The organism is Kribbella sp. NPDC023972 (genome assembly GCF_040639075.1).
Lineage (GTDB): Bacteria > Actinomycetota > Actinomycetes > Propionibacteriales > Kribbellaceae > Kribbella.
Genome location: NZ_JBEZZH010000011.1, coordinates 76,824 through 93,437 on the forward strand (window position 1 = coordinate 76,824; position 16,614 = coordinate 93,437).

At 67.5% G+C, this 16,614-nt stretch carries 27 protein-coding genes and 1 pseudogene; 1 reads left to right on the top strand and 27 read right to left on the bottom strand.

The genetic code is table 11. From position 1 onward, the window contains the following. Positions 1-55: 55 nt before the first annotated feature. Positions 56-922 carry an NAD(P)-binding domain-containing protein gene (locus AB0F43_RS32455; RefSeq protein ID WP_360485619.1) on the top strand — a complete coding sequence of 289 codons (867 nt, stop codon included), beginning with the start codon at positions 56-58 and terminating at the stop codon, positions 920-922. On the opposite strand, the gene AB0F43_RS32460 is transcribed toward AB0F43_RS32455, so the two are convergent. The 27 genes and pseudogenes from AB0F43_RS32460 to tuf form a co-directional block, all read right to left on the bottom strand. Then, positions 906-1,718: a hypothetical protein gene (locus AB0F43_RS32460; RefSeq protein WP_360485622.1), complete on the bottom strand. Its 813-nt coding sequence runs from the start codon at positions 1,716-1,718 to the stop codon at positions 906-908. The two genes, AB0F43_RS32455 and AB0F43_RS32460, sit on opposite strands and share 17 nt — an antisense overlap. Further along, a complete protein-coding gene (locus AB0F43_RS32465; RefSeq protein ID WP_360485625.1) occupies positions 1,715-2,167 on the bottom strand; it encodes a DUF1707 domain-containing protein in 453 nt (150 codons plus the stop codon). The genes AB0F43_RS32460 and AB0F43_RS32465 overlap by 4 nt, the downstream gene beginning before the upstream one ends. Positions 2,168-2,271: 104 nt before the next feature. Then, on the bottom strand, positions 2,272-3,096 hold the full coding sequence (map, locus tag AB0F43_RS32470) for a type I methionyl aminopeptidase (RefSeq protein ID WP_360485627.1): 825 nt from the start codon (positions 3,094-3,096) through the stop codon (positions 2,272-2,274). Positions 3,097-3,110: 14 nt separating this feature from the next. After that, positions 3,111-3,683 (bottom strand): adenylate kinase, encoded by a 573-nt coding sequence (locus AB0F43_RS32475; protein WP_360485630.1) that lies wholly within the window; start codon positions 3,681-3,683, stop codon positions 3,111-3,113. Then, positions 3,683-4,984: a preprotein translocase subunit SecY gene (gene secY, locus AB0F43_RS32480; RefSeq protein ID WP_360485633.1), complete on the bottom strand. Its 1,302-nt coding sequence runs from the start codon at positions 4,982-4,984 to the stop codon at positions 3,683-3,685. The genes AB0F43_RS32475 and secY overlap by 1 nt, the downstream gene beginning before the upstream one ends. A gap of 134 nt (positions 4,985-5,118) precedes the next feature. Beyond that, positions 5,119-5,559, bottom strand: coding sequence for a 50S ribosomal protein L15 (gene rplO, locus AB0F43_RS32485; protein ID WP_360485636.1), 441 nt, complete (start codon positions 5,557-5,559; stop codon positions 5,119-5,121). A gap of 1 nt (position 5,560) precedes the next feature. Further along, positions 5,561-5,743, bottom strand: a complete 183-nt coding sequence (gene rpmD / locus AB0F43_RS32490; protein ID WP_360485639.1) for a 50S ribosomal protein L30 — start codon at positions 5,741-5,743, stop codon at positions 5,561-5,563. Then, positions 5,743-6,342 carry a 30S ribosomal protein S5 gene (gene rpsE / locus AB0F43_RS32495; RefSeq protein WP_360485642.1) on the bottom strand — a complete coding sequence of 200 codons (600 nt, stop codon included), beginning with the start codon at positions 6,340-6,342 and terminating at the stop codon, positions 5,743-5,745. Before rpsE ends, rpmD begins: the two co-directional genes overlap by 1 nt. Positions 6,343-6,371: 29 nt before the next feature. Continuing rightward, positions 6,372-6,755 carry a 50S ribosomal protein L18 gene (gene rplR / locus AB0F43_RS32500; RefSeq protein ID WP_132318727.1) on the bottom strand — a complete coding sequence of 128 codons (384 nt, stop codon included), beginning with the start codon at positions 6,753-6,755 and terminating at the stop codon, positions 6,372-6,374. Between the two features lie 2 nt (positions 6,756-6,757). Continuing rightward, a complete protein-coding gene (rplF, locus tag AB0F43_RS32505; RefSeq protein ID WP_360485646.1) occupies positions 6,758-7,300 on the bottom strand; it encodes a 50S ribosomal protein L6 in 543 nt (180 codons plus the stop codon). Positions 7,301-7,327: 27 nt separating this feature from the next. Further along, complete coding sequence (gene rpsH / locus AB0F43_RS32510; RefSeq protein WP_360485649.1) at positions 7,328-7,735, bottom strand: 30S ribosomal protein S8; 408 nt, start codon at positions 7,733-7,735, stop codon at positions 7,328-7,330. Between the two features lie 91 nt (positions 7,736-7,826). After that, positions 7,827-8,012: a type Z 30S ribosomal protein S14 gene (locus AB0F43_RS32515; protein ID WP_012923674.1), complete on the bottom strand. Its 186-nt coding sequence runs from the start codon at positions 8,010-8,012 to the stop codon at positions 7,827-7,829. 1 nt (position 8,013) lies between these two features. Then, complete coding sequence (gene rplE / locus AB0F43_RS32520; RefSeq protein WP_360485652.1) at positions 8,014-8,586, bottom strand: 50S ribosomal protein L5; 573 nt, start codon at positions 8,584-8,586, stop codon at positions 8,014-8,016. After that, positions 8,586-8,984: a 50S ribosomal protein L24 gene (rplX, locus tag AB0F43_RS32525; protein ID WP_360485654.1), complete on the bottom strand. Its 399-nt coding sequence runs from the start codon at positions 8,982-8,984 to the stop codon at positions 8,586-8,588. Before rplX ends, rplE begins: the two co-directional genes overlap by 1 nt. 1 nt (position 8,985) lies before the next feature. Next, positions 8,986-9,354, bottom strand: a complete 369-nt coding sequence (gene rplN, locus AB0F43_RS32530) for a 50S ribosomal protein L14 (protein ID WP_012923677.1) — start codon at positions 9,352-9,354, stop codon at positions 8,986-8,988. A gap of 89 nt (positions 9,355-9,443) precedes the next feature. Then, complete coding sequence (rpsQ, locus tag AB0F43_RS32535; protein ID WP_360485657.1) at positions 9,444-9,743, bottom strand: 30S ribosomal protein S17; 300 nt, start codon at positions 9,741-9,743, stop codon at positions 9,444-9,446. Continuing rightward, on the bottom strand, positions 9,740-10,039 hold the full coding sequence (rpmC, locus tag AB0F43_RS32540) for a 50S ribosomal protein L29 (protein WP_360485660.1): 300 nt from the start codon (positions 10,037-10,039) through the stop codon (positions 9,740-9,742). The genes rpsQ and rpmC overlap by 4 nt, the downstream gene beginning before the upstream one ends. Next, positions 10,039-10,458, bottom strand: a complete 420-nt coding sequence (rplP, locus tag AB0F43_RS32545) for a 50S ribosomal protein L16 (RefSeq protein ID WP_132216203.1) — start codon at positions 10,456-10,458, stop codon at positions 10,039-10,041. The genes rpmC and rplP overlap by 1 nt, the downstream gene beginning before the upstream one ends. 3 nt (positions 10,459-10,461) lie before the next feature. Further along, on the bottom strand, positions 10,462-11,313 hold the full coding sequence (rpsC, locus tag AB0F43_RS32550) for a 30S ribosomal protein S3 (protein ID WP_360485663.1): 852 nt from the start codon (positions 11,311-11,313) through the stop codon (positions 10,462-10,464). A 146-nt stretch (positions 11,314-11,459) separates the two neighbouring features. Beyond that, positions 11,460-11,894, bottom strand: a pseudogene (gene rplV / locus AB0F43_RS32555) (50S ribosomal protein L22); the annotation flags it as partial. Between the two features lie 49 nt (positions 11,895-11,943). Beyond that, on the bottom strand, positions 11,944-12,225 hold the full coding sequence (gene rpsS, locus AB0F43_RS32560; RefSeq protein ID WP_131361012.1) for a 30S ribosomal protein S19: 282 nt from the start codon (positions 12,223-12,225) through the stop codon (positions 11,944-11,946). Between the two features lie 15 nt (positions 12,226-12,240). After that, positions 12,241-13,074, bottom strand: coding sequence for a 50S ribosomal protein L2 (gene rplB, locus AB0F43_RS32565; RefSeq protein WP_360485666.1), 834 nt, complete (start codon positions 13,072-13,074; stop codon positions 12,241-12,243). Continuing rightward, positions 13,074-13,379, bottom strand: coding sequence for a 50S ribosomal protein L23 (gene rplW / locus AB0F43_RS32570; RefSeq protein ID WP_360485669.1), 306 nt, complete (start codon positions 13,377-13,379; stop codon positions 13,074-13,076). Before rplW ends, rplB begins: the two co-directional genes overlap by 1 nt. Next, on the bottom strand, positions 13,376-14,071 hold the full coding sequence (gene rplD / locus AB0F43_RS32575; RefSeq protein WP_360485671.1) for a 50S ribosomal protein L4: 696 nt from the start codon (positions 14,069-14,071) through the stop codon (positions 13,376-13,378). The genes rplW and rplD overlap by 4 nt, the downstream gene beginning before the upstream one ends. Beyond that, on the bottom strand, positions 14,068-14,724 hold the full coding sequence (gene rplC / locus AB0F43_RS32580) for a 50S ribosomal protein L3 (RefSeq protein ID WP_360485674.1): 657 nt from the start codon (positions 14,722-14,724) through the stop codon (positions 14,068-14,070). Before rplC ends, rplD begins: the two co-directional genes overlap by 4 nt. A gap of 16 nt (positions 14,725-14,740) precedes the next feature. Next, complete coding sequence (gene rpsJ, locus AB0F43_RS32585) at positions 14,741-15,049, bottom strand: 30S ribosomal protein S10 (protein WP_012923688.1); 309 nt, start codon at positions 15,047-15,049, stop codon at positions 14,741-14,743. A gap of 363 nt (positions 15,050-15,412) precedes the next feature. Beyond that, positions 15,413-16,606: an elongation factor Tu gene (tuf, locus tag AB0F43_RS32590; protein ID WP_360485677.1), complete on the bottom strand. Its 1,194-nt coding sequence runs from the start codon at positions 16,604-16,606 to the stop codon at positions 15,413-15,415. Positions 16,607-16,614 lie beyond the last annotated feature (8 nt).

Below are 16,614 nucleotides of genomic sequence, written 5' to 3' on the forward strand. Positions count from 1 at the left end.
CTAACTAATTAGTTGGTACTTGTCCATCCTAAAGCGCGACGCCAAGGTTGACGACATGAAGACTCCTGTCACCGTCCTCGGTCTCGGCGCGATGGGTACCGCCCTCGCCCGGGCCTTTCTGACCGCCGGCCATCCGACCACCGTCTGGAACCGCACCCCCGGCCGCTCCCCCGAGCTCGACACCCTTGGCGCTACTCGTGCCGCCACCGCTGCGGAGGCGATCGCCGCCAGTCCCCTCGTCGTGGTCTGCCTGCTCGTCGACGCGACCGTTCGCAGCACCCTCGACGGCCTCGACCTGACCGGCAAGACCGTCGTCAACCTCACCAACGGCACCCCGGCGCAGGCACGCGACACGGCCACGTGGGCCGCTGCCGCCGGAGCGGAGTACCTCGACGGCGGCATCATGGCCGTGCCGGTGATGATCGGCGGACCTGCCGCCTTCATCTTCTACAGCGGCTCCCCGGTGGCCTTCGAACGGCACCAGGCCGACCTCGCCGCGATGGCCCGGCCCGCGTACGTCGGTAGCGACCCAGGCCTGGCCGCGTTGCACGACATTGCCCTGCTCAGCGCGATGTACAGCATGTTCGGCGGCGCCCAGCACGCGCTGGCCCTGGCCGGTAGCGAGAAGATCTCCGCAGTGCGGTTCACCGAGGACTTCCTGCTGCCCTGGCTGACGGCGATGCTCGGCAGCCTGCCGCGGATCGCCAAGGATGTCGACGAGGGGCCCGAGCCAGGTGCGGCGGGTTCGAACCTCGCGATGCAGGCGGCCGGCTACGACAACCTGATCGACACCGCGGTCGGCCAGGGCGTCGACCCGGTCCTGCTGATCCCGATGGGCGAGCTGCTCCGGAAGGCAGTAGCGGCCGGGCACGGCGACGAGGATCTGGCCGCAATCGTCCCGCTACTCAGGGCTGATGCGTAGCCGCCCACTGTTCGCCTTCACGCCAGATCTGCTCGGGCATCAAGTCGAGCAGGTCGCACGCGGCGTCCAGTTGTGCGAGGGCGGTGGCCGAGTCGCGGTACGCCGGCAGGATCGCGACGAACCGCCGTCCCTCGCAGCTGAACCCGAACCCAGGAACGTCGGCCAGCGCCTCGACCGCCCGCGGGTGCAGCACCGCCTCCGCGTGATCCTCGCGGCCGTTGAACAGGCAGTACCGCCCGGGCAAACCGTCGATGGTCAGCTTGATCGGCAGCAAGCTCGCGGCCGCCACCGGGGCCAGCGCGGCGGGCAGCACCTGCAGTGGCGGCAGCGGCCGATCGACCTGCAGATCAAGGAAGTCGAAGCCGAGATCACGTCGTCCGACCTTGTGCCGGAACCGCCCGGTCGCGAACTCCCGGCCCCGATGCCGGCCACTCGTCACGTCGAAGACCTCGGCCTTCGGGTCCACCGAGAACGGTGGGAACGGCCAGCGCTGCCGCAGCTCCGGCTGCGCCACACTGATCCGCCAGCCCAGCTGCTCGACGACCTCGCCCCACGCCTTCCGCCGGCGACTGTCAGCGATCCGCAGACCGACCGTGAACCCCACCAGCACAAGGAACCAGGCCAGCATCATCCAGCCGACCCACCGCGGCTCGAGCAGCAGCCCGGCGATCACCAGTGGTACGGCGACCGCGAACCAGATCACGTAGACGAGGGCAGACCCCTGCCGTAGCTGCCACCCCCAGTCCGGCCGCAACCGCGGGCCGGTGACGCGGCGGGTGACCGGAGCCGCTGTCAACGGCGCTTTCCGAGGTTGCTCAGGGCGAACAGCGTCCACGGGATCATCAGCCAGACCGGCCAGAAGTGCGGCCAGTTTCCACCGTTCGCAACCCCGATGACGAACCAGATCACCACGTTGATCAAGACGACGCCGGTGAAGCCGCCGCCGAGCGCCGCCAGCCCTTGCCGCTGCGGCTGCGCGTCCCGCTTCCGCGCCGGGAACTCACCAGGCGCCGGAGCGGGCTTGCTGTCCTGCACCATCGCAGGAGTCTGGTACGTCCGCACCGGTGGCAGGTCACGCACCAGCGGCTCCAGCTCGCCGTACGTCTGCACGGAGTAGAGCTGGTCGAGCCGGGAGGTGAACTCGGGCTGGTCCAGCCGGCCGTCCGCGAACGCGTCCCGCAGCCGCCCGGCGATCTTGTCCCGGTCGGCTTCGGTGAAGCGTTGGTGCGGCTGGTACTGAGGCATAGCTCAAGTGTGCCTCAGCAGCAGGGCCTACGCGTCCCCCGACGGATGGACCCCCGGTGTCCATCAATACGGCGCGTCAGCGGACTCCGTCGTACCGTGAGGGCTCAGTCGGCCAGCGCGCCGTACTTGATGCCGAGCTCGGCCAGCTTCGCTTCGCCGCCGTCGAGGGCGGTCAGCACCCACGGCCCCTGCGGGGTGAGCGTGAACGTGTGCTCAGTGTGCGCGGCGGCCTCGCCGTCGTTGGTGACGACCGTCCAGTCGTCCTCGAGCGTGTGGTTGTCCTGCTTGCCGAGGGTGAGCATCGGCTCGACGGCGAGCGCCATCCCCTCGACCAGCTTCGGGCCGCGGCCGGGGCGGCCGAAGTTCGGCACGTTCGGCGGCTGGTGCATGGCCGAGCCGATCCCGTGCCCGACGAAGTCCTCGACGATCCCGTACGACGAGTTCGCCCGGACGTGCTTCTCGATCGCGGCCGAGATGTCGGTCAGCCGGCCGCCGAGCCGGGCGGCGGCGAACCCGCGCCACATCGACTCCTCGCAGATCCGGGCCAGCTCGAGCAGCTCGGGCGCCACCGCGCCGACCGGCACCGTGATCGCGGCGTCGCCGTGCCAGCCGTCGACGATCGCGCCGCAGTCGATCGAGATCAGGTCGCCCTCGGCGAGCACCCGGTCGCCGGGGATGCCGTGCACGATCTCGTCGTTCACCGACGCGCAGATCGAGCCGGTGAAGCCGTGGTAGCCCTTGAACGACGGCGTGGCGCCGGAAGATCGGATGTGGTCCTCGGCGATCGCGTCCAGCTCACCGGTGGTGATACCCGGCTTGACCTCGCCGCGGAGCAGTTCCAGCGTGCGGCCGACGACGAGGCCGGCCGCACGCATGGAGAGGATCTGTTCGCGGGTTTTGATCTCGATCCCGCGGTCCTTAAAGATCACAGCACATCATTCGTTTACTCGGTCACCGTCTTGAGGGCTGCGAGCACCCGCTCGCTCACCTCGTCGATCTCGCCGACACCGTCCACCTCGACCAGCAGGCCGCGCTGGGCGTACACGCGCAGCAGCGGCTTGGTCTCGGCGGTGTAGACGTCCTGCCGATGCCGGACGACCTCCTCGGAGTCGTCCGCCCGGCCCTCGACGTGCGCCCGGCGCAGCATCCGGTCGACCAGGACGTCGGTGTCGGCGATCAGCGCCACCACCGCGTCCAGTTTGTGGCCGTGCTCGGCCAGGATGTCGTCCAGCGTGCCGACCTGAGCCAGCGTGCGCGGGTAGCCGTCCAGCAGGAAGCCGTCGCCGGCATCGGCCTCGGACAACCGGTCCCGCACCATCGCGTTGGTGACCTCGTCCGGCACGTAGTCGCCGGCGTCCATGTAGCGCTTTGCTTCCAGCCCGAGCGGCGTCTCGTCCTTGACGTTCGCACGGAAGATGTCGCCGGTGGACACGGCCGGGATATTCAGGCGTTCCGCAAGCACCTTTGCCTGCGTGCCTTTGCCCGCCCCGGGCGGACCCATCAGCAACATTCTCATCAGCGCAAGAACCCTTCGTAGTTACGCTGCTGCAACTGGGACTCGATCTGCTTCACGGTGTCCAGACCGACGCCGACCATGATCAGGATCGACGTACCGCCGAACGGGAAGTTCTGGTTCGCGTTCAGGAGCACCAGTGCGATCAGCGGGATCATCGAGATCACCGCGAGGTAGAGCGCGCCGGGCAGCGTGATGCGGGACAGCACGTAGCCCAGGTACTCCTCCGTCGGCCGGCCCGCCCGGATGCCGGGGATGAAGCCGCCGTACTTCTTCATGTTGTCCGCGACTTCCTTCGGGTTGAAGGTGATCGAGACGTAGAAGTACGTGAAGAAGATGATCAGGCCGACGTACGTGATCATGTAGATCGGGTGATCGCCCCGGACGAAGTGGGCCTGGATCCACTGCGCCCATCCCTTTTCCTGCTGGAACTGGCTGACCAGCACCGGCAGGTACATCAGGCTGGAGGCGAAGATGACCGGGATGACACCGGCCTGGTTCACCTTCAGCGGGATGTACGTCGACGTACCGCCGAACATCTTGCGGCCGACCATGCGTTTGGCGTACTGCACCGGGATCCGGCGCTGGGCCTGCTCGATGAAGATGACCGCGGCCATGATCACCAGGCCGATCGCCACCACCACCACGAAGGTGGCCAGACCCTTCTCCTTGCGGATGCTCCACAGCTGGGACGGGAAGGTGGCGACGATCTGGGTGAAGATCAGGATCGACATGCCGTTGCCGACACCCCGGTCCGTGATCAGCTCGCCCAGCCACATCACCACGCCGGTGCCGGCCGTCATCGTCAGCACCATCACGACCACCGGGAACCAGGTGTCGTCGTGCAGCAGCGGCTCGTTGCAGCCCTGGAACAACCGGCCGGGGGTCCGCGCCAGCGCGACGAAGGCGGTGGCCTGCAGGATCGCCAGCCCGACGGTGAGGAACCGGGTGTACTGGGTGATCTTCGCCTGACCCGCCTGGCCCTCCTTCTTCAGCGACTCCAGCCGCGGGATCACCACGGTGAGCAGCTGCAGGATGATGCTGGCGGTGATGTACGGCATGATGCCCAGCGCGAAGATCGCGAGCTGCAGCAGCGCACCGCCGGAGAACAGGTTGATCAGGTTGTAAAGGTTCGCGTTCGCGCCGCCCTGAGAGAGCTTGATACAGGTGTCCAGCGACTTGACGTTGACACCCGGGGCCGGAACGACCGAACCGATCCGGAAGATCACGACGATGAAGAGCACGAACAAGAGCTTCCGGCGCAGGTCCGGAGTCTTGAACGCGTTGGCAAAGGCGCCTAACACCCTGTCCTCCCACAATTTTCCTCTGCCCGGTCAGGGCAGGGGCCTAGCAAAGCAGCTTGGCAAGAGACGAACCAGGGCTCGTCCGAACTCCAGCGCACGATATCAAGCGCCGGCTCGCACGAGCCCTGGACACATCACACCTCGGTGGTGGTCCCCCCGGCCGCCTGGATCTTCTCCTGGGCGGACTTGGAGAACTTGTGCACCGAAACCTGCAGTGCCACGGTCAGCTCGCCGTCACCCAGCACCTTCACCGGCTGACCGCGACGGACCGCGCCCTTGGCGACCAGGTCGGCCACGCCGACCTCGCCACCGGAGGGGAACAGTTGTCCGAGCTTGTCCAGGTTAACGACCTGGAACTCCACCCGGTTCCTGCTTTTGAAGCCCTTCAGCTTCGGGAGCCGCATGTGCAGCGGCATCTGGCCACCCTCGAAGTACTCGGGGATGTTGTTGCGCGCCTTGCTGCCCTTGGTACCGCGGCCGGCCGTCTTGCCCTTGCTGCCCTCACCACGACCCACCCGGGTCTTGGCGGTCTTGGCACCGGGCGCCGGACGCAGGTGGTGAACCTTCAGCGCCATGTCAGTCGACCTCCTCGACAGTGATGAGGTGGCGAACCGTACGGACCATGCCGCGGACCTCGGGACGGTCGTCGTGGACGGCGACGTCGCCGATCCGCTTGACGCCCAGGGTGCGCAGCGTGTCGCGCTGGTTCTGCTTGCCACCGATGGCGGAACGGGTCTGGGTCACCTTCAGGCGTGCCATCAGGAAGCCACCTCCGCCCGCGCCTTCAGCAGCGCCGCCGGGGCGACCTGCTCGACCGTCAGGCCACGGCGCGCGGCCACGGCCTCCGGGGTCTCCAGGCTGCGCAGCGCCGCCACCGTGGCGTGCACCACGTTGATGGCGTTCGCCGATCCCAGCGACTTGCTCAGTACGTCGTGGATCCCGGCGCACTCCAGTACGGCGCGCGCCGAACCACCCGCGATGACCCCGGTACCGGGGGCGGCCGGGCGCAGCAGCACCACGCCGGCGGCCTTCTCACCCTGGACCGGGTGCGGGATGGTGCCCTGGATCCTCGGCACCTTGAAGAACGCCTTCTTGGCCTCCTCGACACCCTTGGCGATCGCCGCGGGCACCTCCTTGGCCTTGCCGTAACCCACACCGACGGTGCCTTCACCGTCGCCGACGACCACGAGGGCGGTGAAGCTGAAGCGACGACCACCCTTCACGACCTTGGCGACCCGGTTGATGGCTACCACGCGCTCGATGTAGGCGGTCTTGTCGGCTGCCGCGCCACGACCACCGTCGCGGTTACGGCGCTCACCACCGGCGCCGCCTCCGCGACGCTGCTGGCCTCCGCTCATGTCGAACTACCTCTTCCTTTGATCGCCTGTCAGAAGCCGAGGCCGCCCTCGCGGGCGGCGTCGGCCAGGGCCGCGATACGGCCGTGATACTTGTTCCCAGCCCGGTCGAAGACGACCGAGTCGATGCCGGCGGCCTTCGCCCGGTCGGCGATCAAGCCGCCGACGGTCTTGGCCTTGTCCGTCTTGTTCGCCTCCGCGCCACGCAGGTCGGCCTCCATGGTGGAGGCGGACACCAGCGTCTTGCCGGCCACGTCGTCGATGACCTGCACGAACAGGTGCTTCGACGACTTGGTGACCACCAGCCGCGGCCGGTCGGCCGTGCCGTTGATCTTCTTCCGGACCCGGATCTGGCGACGCAGTCGCGACGCCGTCTTCTTGGCGGAGTGCTTGTGCGGACGCAGTCCGATCGCCATGGTTACTTACCAGCCTTTCCGACCTTGCGGCGCACCTGCTCGCCGGCGTACCGCACACCCTTGCCCTTGTACGGCTCGGGCTTGCGCAGCTTGCGGATGTTGGCGGCAACCTCGCCGACGGACTGCTTGTCGATACCCTGCACCGAGAACTTGGTCGGCGACTCCACCGCGAAGGTGATGCCGTCCGGCGCCTCCACCGTGATGGTGTGGCTGTAGCCGAGCGAGAACTCCAGCGTGCCCGGGCCCTTGGACAGGACGCGGTAACCGACGCCGACGATCTCGAGCTTCTTCTCGTAGCCGTCCGTCACGCCGGTCACCAGGTTGGCGATCAGAGTGCGGGACAGGCCGTGCAGTTCCTTGCTCTTGCGCTGGTCGTCGGGCCGGGTCACGGCGATGGCGCCGTCCTCTTCCCGGGCGACCGCGATGGGCTCAGCGACGACATGCGAGAGCTGACCCTTGGGACCCTTCACGGTGACCGTCTGGCCGTCGATCGTGACGTCGACGCCGGACGGGACCGTGATCGGGAGCTTACCGATGCGAGACATGAGAGTGGTCCTCCTTCCGGTTCTTCGTCACCAGACGTAGGCGAGGACTTCCCCGCCGACGCCCTTGTTCTTGGCCTGCCGGTCGGTCAGCAGTCCCTGGGACGTCGAGATGATCGCGACGCCCAGGCCACCGAGGACCTTGGGCAGATTGGTCGACTTCGCGTAGACCCGCAGGCCCGGCTTGCTGATCCGGCGGACGCCCGCGATGGAGCGCTCCCGGCTCGGGCCGAACTTGAGGTCGACGACCAGGGTCTTGCCGACGGCGCCCTCCTTGGGCTCCTCCACCTTGTAGGAGGAGATGTAGCCCTCCTGCTGGAGGATGTCGGCGATGCCCTGCTTGATCTTGCTGTACGGCATCGAGGTCGACTCGTGGTACGCCTGGTTGGCGTTGCGCAGACGCGTCAGCATGTCTGCGATCGGGTCGGTCATCGTCATGGCCTGGGGCCTCTTTCCCGCCGTGGTTTCGCCGGCCGGCGACCTACGGTGACTAGATGGTGAATAGAGAGAAGATCGGGGGTGGAGACGGTCACCAGCTGGACTTGGTCACACCGGGCAGCTCGCCCCGGTGCGCCATCTCCCGCAGACAGATCCGGCAGAGGCCGAACTTGCGGAAGACCGCCTTCGGTCGGCCGCAGCGCTGGCAGCGGGTGTAACCGCGCACCGCGAACTTCGGCTTCCGGGCCTGCTTGACCTTGAGTGCTGTCTTCGCCACGTCAGTTCTCCTTGAACGGGAAACCGAGCTGCCGCAGCAGGGCCCGGCCCTCGTCGTCGTTCTTCGCGGTGGTCACCACGGTGATGTCCATACCCCGGACCCGGTCGATCCGGTCCTGGTTGATCTCGTGGAACATCACCTGCTCGGTCAGGCCGAAGGTGTAGTTCCCGGTGCCGTCGAACTGCTTCGGCGACAGACCGCGGAAGTCACGGATCCGCGGCAGCGCGAGCGCCAGCAGCCGGTCCAGGAACTCCCACATCCGGTCGCCGCGCAGCGTCACGTGGGCGCCGATCGGCATCCCCTCGCGCAGCTTGAACTGCGCGATCGACTTGCGGGCCTTGGTGACCTGCGGCTTCTGACCGGTGATCGCGGCCAGGTCCTTCACCGCGCCGTCGATCAGCTTCGAGTCACGAGCCGCCTCGCCGACACCCATGTTCACCACGATCTTGGTGAGGCCGGGCACCTGCATGACGTTCTCGAACTGGAACTGCTCCTGCAGCTTGCCGACGATCTCCTCGCGGTACTTCGTCTTCAGCCGCGGCTGGACCTTGCTCTCGGACACTGCGGTGGTCATCAGATCTCCTCGCCGGTACGCCGCGCGATCCGGACGCTCCGGAAACCGGTGTACGTCGAGCCGTCGGGGCGCCGCTTCTGCACCTCGACGCGGTTGTAGCCGACGCGGGTGGTCACCTTCTGCTTCTTGCCGTCCTTCTCGACCTCGACCAGCAGCGCCACGTTGGACACGTGGATCGGGGCTTCCTGGGTGACGATGCCACCGGTGGTGCCGCCGCGCTGGGCCTGCTGCACCTTGGTGTGCTTCTTCACCCGGTTCACGCCCTCGACGATGACCTGCTCGTCGTCGGGGAAGACCTGGATGATCTTGCCCTCGAGGCCCTTGGACTTGCCGGCGATCACGCGGACGAGATCACCCTTCTTCACGTGCAGCTTCTTCTGTGCCTTGTTCTGGGCCATCTCAGAGCACCTCCGGAGCGAGCGAGATGATCTTCATGAAGCGCTTCTCGCGCAGCTCCCGGCCGACCGGCCCGAAGATGCGGGTACCACGCGGCTCGCCGTCGGCCTTCAGGATCACCGCGGCGTTCTCGTCGAACCGGATGTAGGAGCCGTCCGGACGCCGGCGCTCCTTCACCGTCCGCACGACGACCGCCTTGACGACGTCACCCTTCTTCACACCACCGCCCGGGATCGCGTCCTTGACGGTGGCGACGATCGTGTCACCGACACCGGCGTAGCGCCGACCGGAGCCGCCGAGCACGCGGATGCAAAGGATCTCCTTGGCACCCGTGTTGTCGGCGACCTTCAGTCGCGACTCCTGCTGGATCATCTGTTGATCTCCTGGTTGTCTCGCTGGTTCTCACTCAGGTGAGCCTTGCGGAACGAATGATTTCGATTGGTTGCCGGCGAGGCCGGTAACTACTTGGCCTTCTCGAGGATCTCGACGACGCGCCAGCGCTTGGTCGCCGACAGCGGCCGGGTCTCCATCAGGAGGACGCGGTCGCCGATACCGGCGGCGTTCTGCTCGTCGTGCGCCTTGAGCTTGCTGGTGCGACGGATGACCTTGCCGTACAGCGCGTGCTTGACCCGGTCCTCGACCTGGACCACGACGGTCTTGTCCATCTTGTCGCTCAGCACCAGGCCCTCACGGGTCTTCCGGCGGCCTCGCGCCTCGGCGGTGGTCGTGCTCACGGTCTCGTCCTTCGCGTTCTCGGTCATGCCTTGCTCCCAGCCTTCTCGCTGTCGTCCGCGGTCTCGTCGGCCTCAGCCTCGGCGACCTGCTCGGTCGCGGCCGTGGCCTCGACCTCCTCGGTGATGCCGAGCGCGCGCTCGGTCAGCACCGTGTAGATGCGGGCGATGTCCTTGCGGACGGCGCGCAGCCGGCCGTGGGACTCCAGCTGGCCCGTGGCAGCCTGGAACCGGAGGTTGAACAGCTCCTCCTTGGCTTCACCGAGCTTGCTCAGCAGCTCGTCTCTGCCCAGGTTCCGCAGCTCGGCGGCGGTCAGGGTAGCCATCAGTTCTCACCTGCCTCTCGGGTGATGAAGCGGCACTTCATCGGCAACTTGTGGATCGCGCGGCGCATGGCCTCGCGAGCGATGTCCTCCGGTACGCCGGACAGCTCGAACATCACGCGACCGGCCTTGACGTTGGCGATCCACCACTCCGGCGAACCCTTACCGGAACCCATCCGGGTCTCGGCCGGCTTCTTGGTCAGCGGACGGTCGGGGTAGATGTTGATCCACACCTTGCCGCCACGCTTGATGTGCCGGGTCATCGCGATACGCGCGGACTCGATCTGCCGGTTGGTGACGTAGTGGCTCTCCAGCGCCTGGATGCCGAAGTCACCGAAGGCCAGCGTGGTACCGCCCTTGGCAGCGCCGGAGCGCTTCGGGTGGTGCTGCTTGCGGTGCTTGACCTTGCGGGGGATGAGCATCGTTCAGCTCTCCGTTCCGGTCGTCTCGGCGGGCTTGTCGGCAGCCGGCGCCGCGGTCTCGGCCTTGGCGGCCTCGGCGCGCGCGCCACCGTCACGACGGTCGTCACGACGACCGCCACGGTCACCGCCGCGACCACCACGGTCGCCCCGGTCCCGGTCGCCGCGAGCCGGACGCCCACGACCCTGCGTGGCGGCGCGGGCAGCTGCCTGCGCCTCCCGCTCGGCCCGGGTACCGGCGACGTCGCCCTTGTAGATCCAGACCTTCACGCCGATCCGGCCGAAGGTCGTACGGGCCTCGTAGAAGCCGTAGTCGATGTCCGCGCGGAGCGTGTGCAGCGGCACCCGGCCCTCACGGTAGAACTCCGACCGCGACATTTCCGCGCCACCGAGCCGGCCGGAGCACTGGATCCGGATGCCCAGGGCGCCGCCACGCATGGTGGTCTGCATCGCCTTGCGCATCGCGCGGCGGAACGCCACGCGGCCGGACAGCTGCTCGGCCACGCCCTGCGCGACCAGCTGGGCGTCGACCTCGGAGTTCTTCACCTCGAGGATGTTCAGCTGCACCTGCTTGCCGGTGAGCTCCTCCAGGCTGCCCCGGATCCGGTCCGCCTCGGCGCCGCGGCGGCCGATGACGATCCCCGGGCGGGCGGTGTGGATGTCGACGCGGACCCGGTCACGGGTGCGCTCGATCTCCACGCGGGAGATGCCGGCGCGCTCCATGCCCTTGCTCAGCAGGCGGCGGATCTTGACGTCCTCGCCCACGTAGTCCTTGTACAGCTTGTCGGCGTACCAGCGGCTCTTGTGGTCGGTGCTGATGCCGAGACGGAACCCGTGCGGGTTTACCTTCTGTCCCACAGTCAGGACTCCTTCTTCTCAGCGGTGGCCTTCTTGGCGGCCGACTTCTTGGCGGTCGCCTTCTTGGCCGGCTTGTCGGCGGCCTCGGCCTTGTCAGCCGCCGCCTTCTTGGCCGGGGCCTTCTTCGCCGCGGTGTCCGCCTTCTTGGCGGACTTCTTGGCGGGAGCCTTCTCGACCGGCTCGTCCTCGACCCGCGGCGCGACCACGACAGTGATGTGGCTGGTCCGCTTGTCGATCCGGGTGGCCCGGCCCTGTGCCCGCGGGCGGTGACGCTTCAGCGTCGGCCCCTCGTCCACGAAGGCCTTCGCCACGACCAGGTCGGCCCGGCTCAGGTGCTCGGTGCCCTCGGCGTTCGCCGCGGCGCTGTCGACGACCTTGTACACGGTCGCGGCAGCGGCCTGCGGGGCGAACTTCAGAGTGGCGAGTGCGTCGTCGACGCCCAGACCGCGCACCAGGTCGACCACGCGGCGCGCCTTCATCGGCGTCACGCGGACGAAGCGCGCGACCGCGAAGGCCCCGGGCTCGTCGCCCAGCAGGCTCTCGCGACGGGCGCTGACCGCCCTACGCTCTTGAACGCTCATGATGTTCGAATCTCTCCGTAGGTTGCTTTCGCTTCGTCACTGACCACGGTCAGCGACGCCGTGACTTCCGGTCGTCCTTCTCGTGACCCTTGAACGTCCGGGTCGGCGCGAACTCGCCGAGCTTGTGCCCGACCATCGCGTCCGTCACGAACACGGGCACGTGCTTGCGGCCGTCGTGCACCGCCAGCGTGTGACCGATCATGTCCGGCACGATCATCGATCGGCGGGACCAGGTCTTGATGACGTTCTTGGTGCCCTTCTCGTTCTGCACCTCCACCTTCTTCATCAGGTGGTGGTCGACGAACGGGCCCTTCTTCAGACTGCGTGGCATCTGGCCGGCTCCCTATCAGCGCTTCTTGCCGGCCTTGCGGCGCCGGACGATCATGCGGTCGCTTTCCTTGCGGGTGCGGGTACGCCCCTCGGGCTTGCCCCACGGGGACACCGGGTGACGACCACCCGAGGTCTTGCCCTCACCACCACCGTGCGGGTGGTCGACCGGGTTCATCGCGACACCGCGAACGGTCGGGCGCTTGCCCTTCCAGCGCATCCGGCCGGCCTTGCCCCAGTTGATGTTCGACTGCTCGCCGTTGCCGACCTCACCGAGGGTGGCGCGGCAGCGAACGTCGACCATCCGGACCTCGCCGGACGGCATCCGCAGGGTGGCCATCCGGCCTTCCTTCGCGACCAGCTGGATGCTGGCACCGGCCGAGCGGCCCATCTTGGCGCCGCCGCCCGGGCGCAGCTCGACGGCGTGCACCGTGGAGCCGACCGGGATGTTGCGCAGCGGCAGGTTGTTGCCGACCTTGATGTCGGCGGCCGGGCCGTTCTCGATGATCGTGCCCTGCTTCAGGTTCGCCGGGGCGAGGATGTAGCGCTTCTCGCCGTCGACGTAGTGCAGCAGCGCGATCCGCGCGGTGCGGTTCGGGTCGTACTCGATCTCGGCCACCTTCGCCGGGACGCCGTCCTTGTCGTACCGCTTGAAGTCGATCAGCCGGTACGCCCGCTTGTGGCCGCCGCCCTGGTGCCGGGTGGTGATCTTGCCGGAGTTGTTCCGGCCGCCCTTCTTCGGGAGCGGACGCAGCAGCGACTTCTCCGGGGTCGAACGGGTGAGCTCGACGAAGTCGGCCACGCTCGAGCCACGGCGGCCCGGCGTCGTCGGCTTGTATTTGCGGATACCCATTACGACTGGCCTCCGAAGATGTCGATGCGGTCGTCACCCTTGAGGGTCACGATCGCCCGCTTGGTGTCCGGGCGCTTGCCCCAGCCCATCCGGGTCCGGCGGCGCTTGCCCTTGCGGTTGATGGTGTTGACGTCGCTGACCTTGACCTTGAACACCTTCTCGACCGCGAGCTTGATCTCGGTCTTGTTGGCGTTCGGGTCGACCTCGAACGTGTACTTCTGCTCGTCCAGCAGGCCGTAGCTCTTCTCGCTCACGACCGGCCGCAGCAGCACGTCCCGCGGGTCCTTGTTGACTCCGTGGCTCATGCTTCAACCTCCTGCTCGGCTTCGGTCGACGTCGCGACAGCCTTCACGGACTTGCCCTTCGGGGCGCCGGCGACGAACGCGTCCAGCGCACCCTTGGTGAACACGACCGCGTCACTGACCAGTACGTCGTACGCGTTCAGCTGGTCGGCGGCGATCAGGTGCACGTGCTGCACGTTGCGCAGGCTCAGCCAGGTGAGCTCGTCGGCGCGCTCGACCACGACCAGCGCCTTGCCCGGGTCGGTGACCTCGGACAGCACCTTGAGTGCGGTCTTCGTCGACGGCTTGTCACCGTCGATGAACTTCTCGATCACGTGCACCTGGCCGTCGCGGGCCCGGTCCGAGAGCGCACCGCGGAGCGCGGCGGCGATCATCTTCTTCGGGGTCCGCTGGCTGTAGTCGCGCGGCGTCGGGCCGTGGACGACGCCACCACCGGTGAACTGCGGCGCGCGGGTCGAACCCTGGCGGGCGCGACCGGTGCCCTTCTGCCGGTACGGCTTGGCGCCACCACCGGAGACCTCGCCCCGGCTCTTGGTCTTGTGCGTACCCTGGCGGGCCGCGGCCAGCTGGGCCACTACCACCTGGTGGATCAGCGGGATGTTGACCTGGACGTCGAACAGCTCGGCCGGAAGCTCGGCGGAACCCTTCTTGCTGACCTTGTCGCCCTTCACGACGACGACGTCGACGGTGCTCACTTGGCAGCTCCCTTCGCGGCGTTGCGGATCAGCACGAGGCCGCCCTTCGGACCGGGAACGGCACCCTTGAGCAGGATCAGGCCGCGCTCGGCGTCGATCGCGTGGACCGACACGTTCTGCGTGGTGACGTTCTCGTTGCCCATCCGGCCTGCCATCCGCAGGCCCTTGAAGACCCGGCCCGGGGTGGCGCAGCCGCCGATGGAGCCCGGCGAGCGGTGCTTCTTGTGCACACCGTGGGTGGCGCGCAGACCACCGAAGCCGTGCCGCTTCATCACACCGGCGAAGCCCTTGCCCTTGCTGGTGGCGGAGACGTCGACCAGCTCACCAGCGGCGAATGCCTCGGCCTTGATCTCCTGGCCCAGCGTGTACTCGCTCGCGTCGGCGGTGCGCAGCTCCAGCAGGTGGCGCCGCGGCGTCACGCCGGCCTTGTCGAAGTGACCGCGCATGGGCTTGGTCACCTTGCGCGGGTCGATGTCGCCGAAGGCGATCTGGACGCCGTCGTAGCCGTGGCTGTCCGAGGTCCGCACCTCGGTGACGACGCACGGGCCGGCCTGGATCACGGTCACGGGGACGACACGGTTGTTCTCGTCCCAGGTCTGGGTCATGCCGAGCTTGGTGCCCAGCAGACCGCGCGTGTTCTTCTGCTTGCTCATTGGTTGTTCGCGTCCCTCAGAGCTTGATCTCGATGTCGACACCGGCCGGCAGGTCGAGCCGCATCAGCGAGTCGACGGTCTTCGGCGTGGGGTCGATGATGTCGATGAGCCGCTTGTGGGTGCGCATCTCGAAGTGCTCGCGGCTGTCCTTGTACTTGTGCGGCGAGCGGATGACGCAGAACACGTTCTTTTCCGTCGGCAACGGCACCGGGCCAGCAACCTTCGCACCAGTACGCGTCACCGTGTCGACAATCTTGCGCGCCGAGCTGTCGATGACCTCGTGGTCGTAGGCCTTCAGCCGGATGCGGATCTTTTGTCCCGCCATCGCTTCGCTTCGTCCTTCTCTATCGTCTTCGTTGCGTTGCTCCGACCCCCGCGGTCGGGTGTGTCGCGAACGCGGCACGCGCGTGACTCACCGCTTCTTCGACCTGGGGTGGTGATCGGGGCCCGGTCTCGGACCGGAACCTCGGCATGGTCTCCGGTCCGGCGCACCAGCCAGACCCGAAAAAGGATCTGGGGCGCACCCCGGCGGCCTCGCCTGAGCAACCTGAATATTGTGCCAGAGATCGGCGCCGGAACGCCAATCGGGTGGCTTTGGCCCTGATCCGGCCCACCTGAGTGCCGGATCGGGGCGCAAAGCAGAGGTCCGCGGGGGCTCAGCCTGCGAGCCCTCGCGGACCTCGTGAGATCACTTGACGATCTTGGTGACCCGGCCGGCGCCGACGGTGCGGCCACCTTCGCGGATCGCGAACTTCAGACCCTCCTCCATGGCGATCGGCTGGATCAGCTCGACCGACATGTCGGTGTTGTCGCCCGGCATGACCATCTCGGTGCCCTCGGGAAGCTGCACGACACCGGTCACGTCCGTGGTACGGAAGTAGAACTGGGGCCGGTAGTTCTGGAAGAACGGCGTGTGACGGCCGCCCTCCTCCTTGGACAGGATGTAGACCGACGCCTCGAAGTTCGTGTGCGGGGTCGTGGTGCCCGGCTTGATGACGACCATGCCGCGCTCGACGTCCTCGCGCTTGGTGCCACGAAGCAGCAGACCGACGTTCTCACCGGCCTGGCCCTCGTCGAGCAGCTTCCGGAACATCTCGATACCGGTGACCGTGGTGGTCTGCTTCTCCGGACGGATGCCGACGATGTCGACGGTCTCGTTGACCTTGATGACACCGCGCTCGATCCGGCCGGTGATGACGGTGCCGCGACCCGTGATGGTGAAGACGTCCTCCACCGGCATCAGGAACGGCTTGTCGATCTCGCGCTCCGGCTGCGGGATGTACTCGTCGACCGCGTTCATCAGCTCGATGATCGACTCGCCCCACTTGGCGTCGCCCTGCAGCGCCGGGTGAGCGGCGACCCGGACGATCGGCGCGTTGTCGCCGTCGAACTCCTGCTCCGAGAGCAGCTCGCGGACCTCGAGCTCGACGAGCTCCAGGATCTCCTCGTCGTCGACCATGTCGCACTTGTTCAGCGCCACGACCATGGCCGGCACGCCGACCTGGCGGGCGAGCAGAACGTGCTCACGCGTCTGCGGCATCGGACCGTCGGTGGCGGCGACGACCAGGATCGCGCCGTCCATCTGGGCCGCACCGGTGATCATGTTCTTGATGTAGTCCGCGTGACCCGGGCAGTCGACGTGGGCGTAGTGCCGGGCCTCGGTCTGGTACTCGACGTGCGCGATGGAGATGGTGATACCGCGCTGACGCTCTTCGGGCGCCTTGTCGATCTGATCGAAGGCCGACGCCTCGTTGAGGTCCGGGTACTTGTCGTGCAGCACCTTGGTGATCGCCGCGGTAAGAGTGGTCTTACCGTGGTCGATGTGACCGATGGTGCCGATGTTGACGTGCGGCTTAGTCCGCTCGAACTTCGCCTTCGCCACTGGGGCCC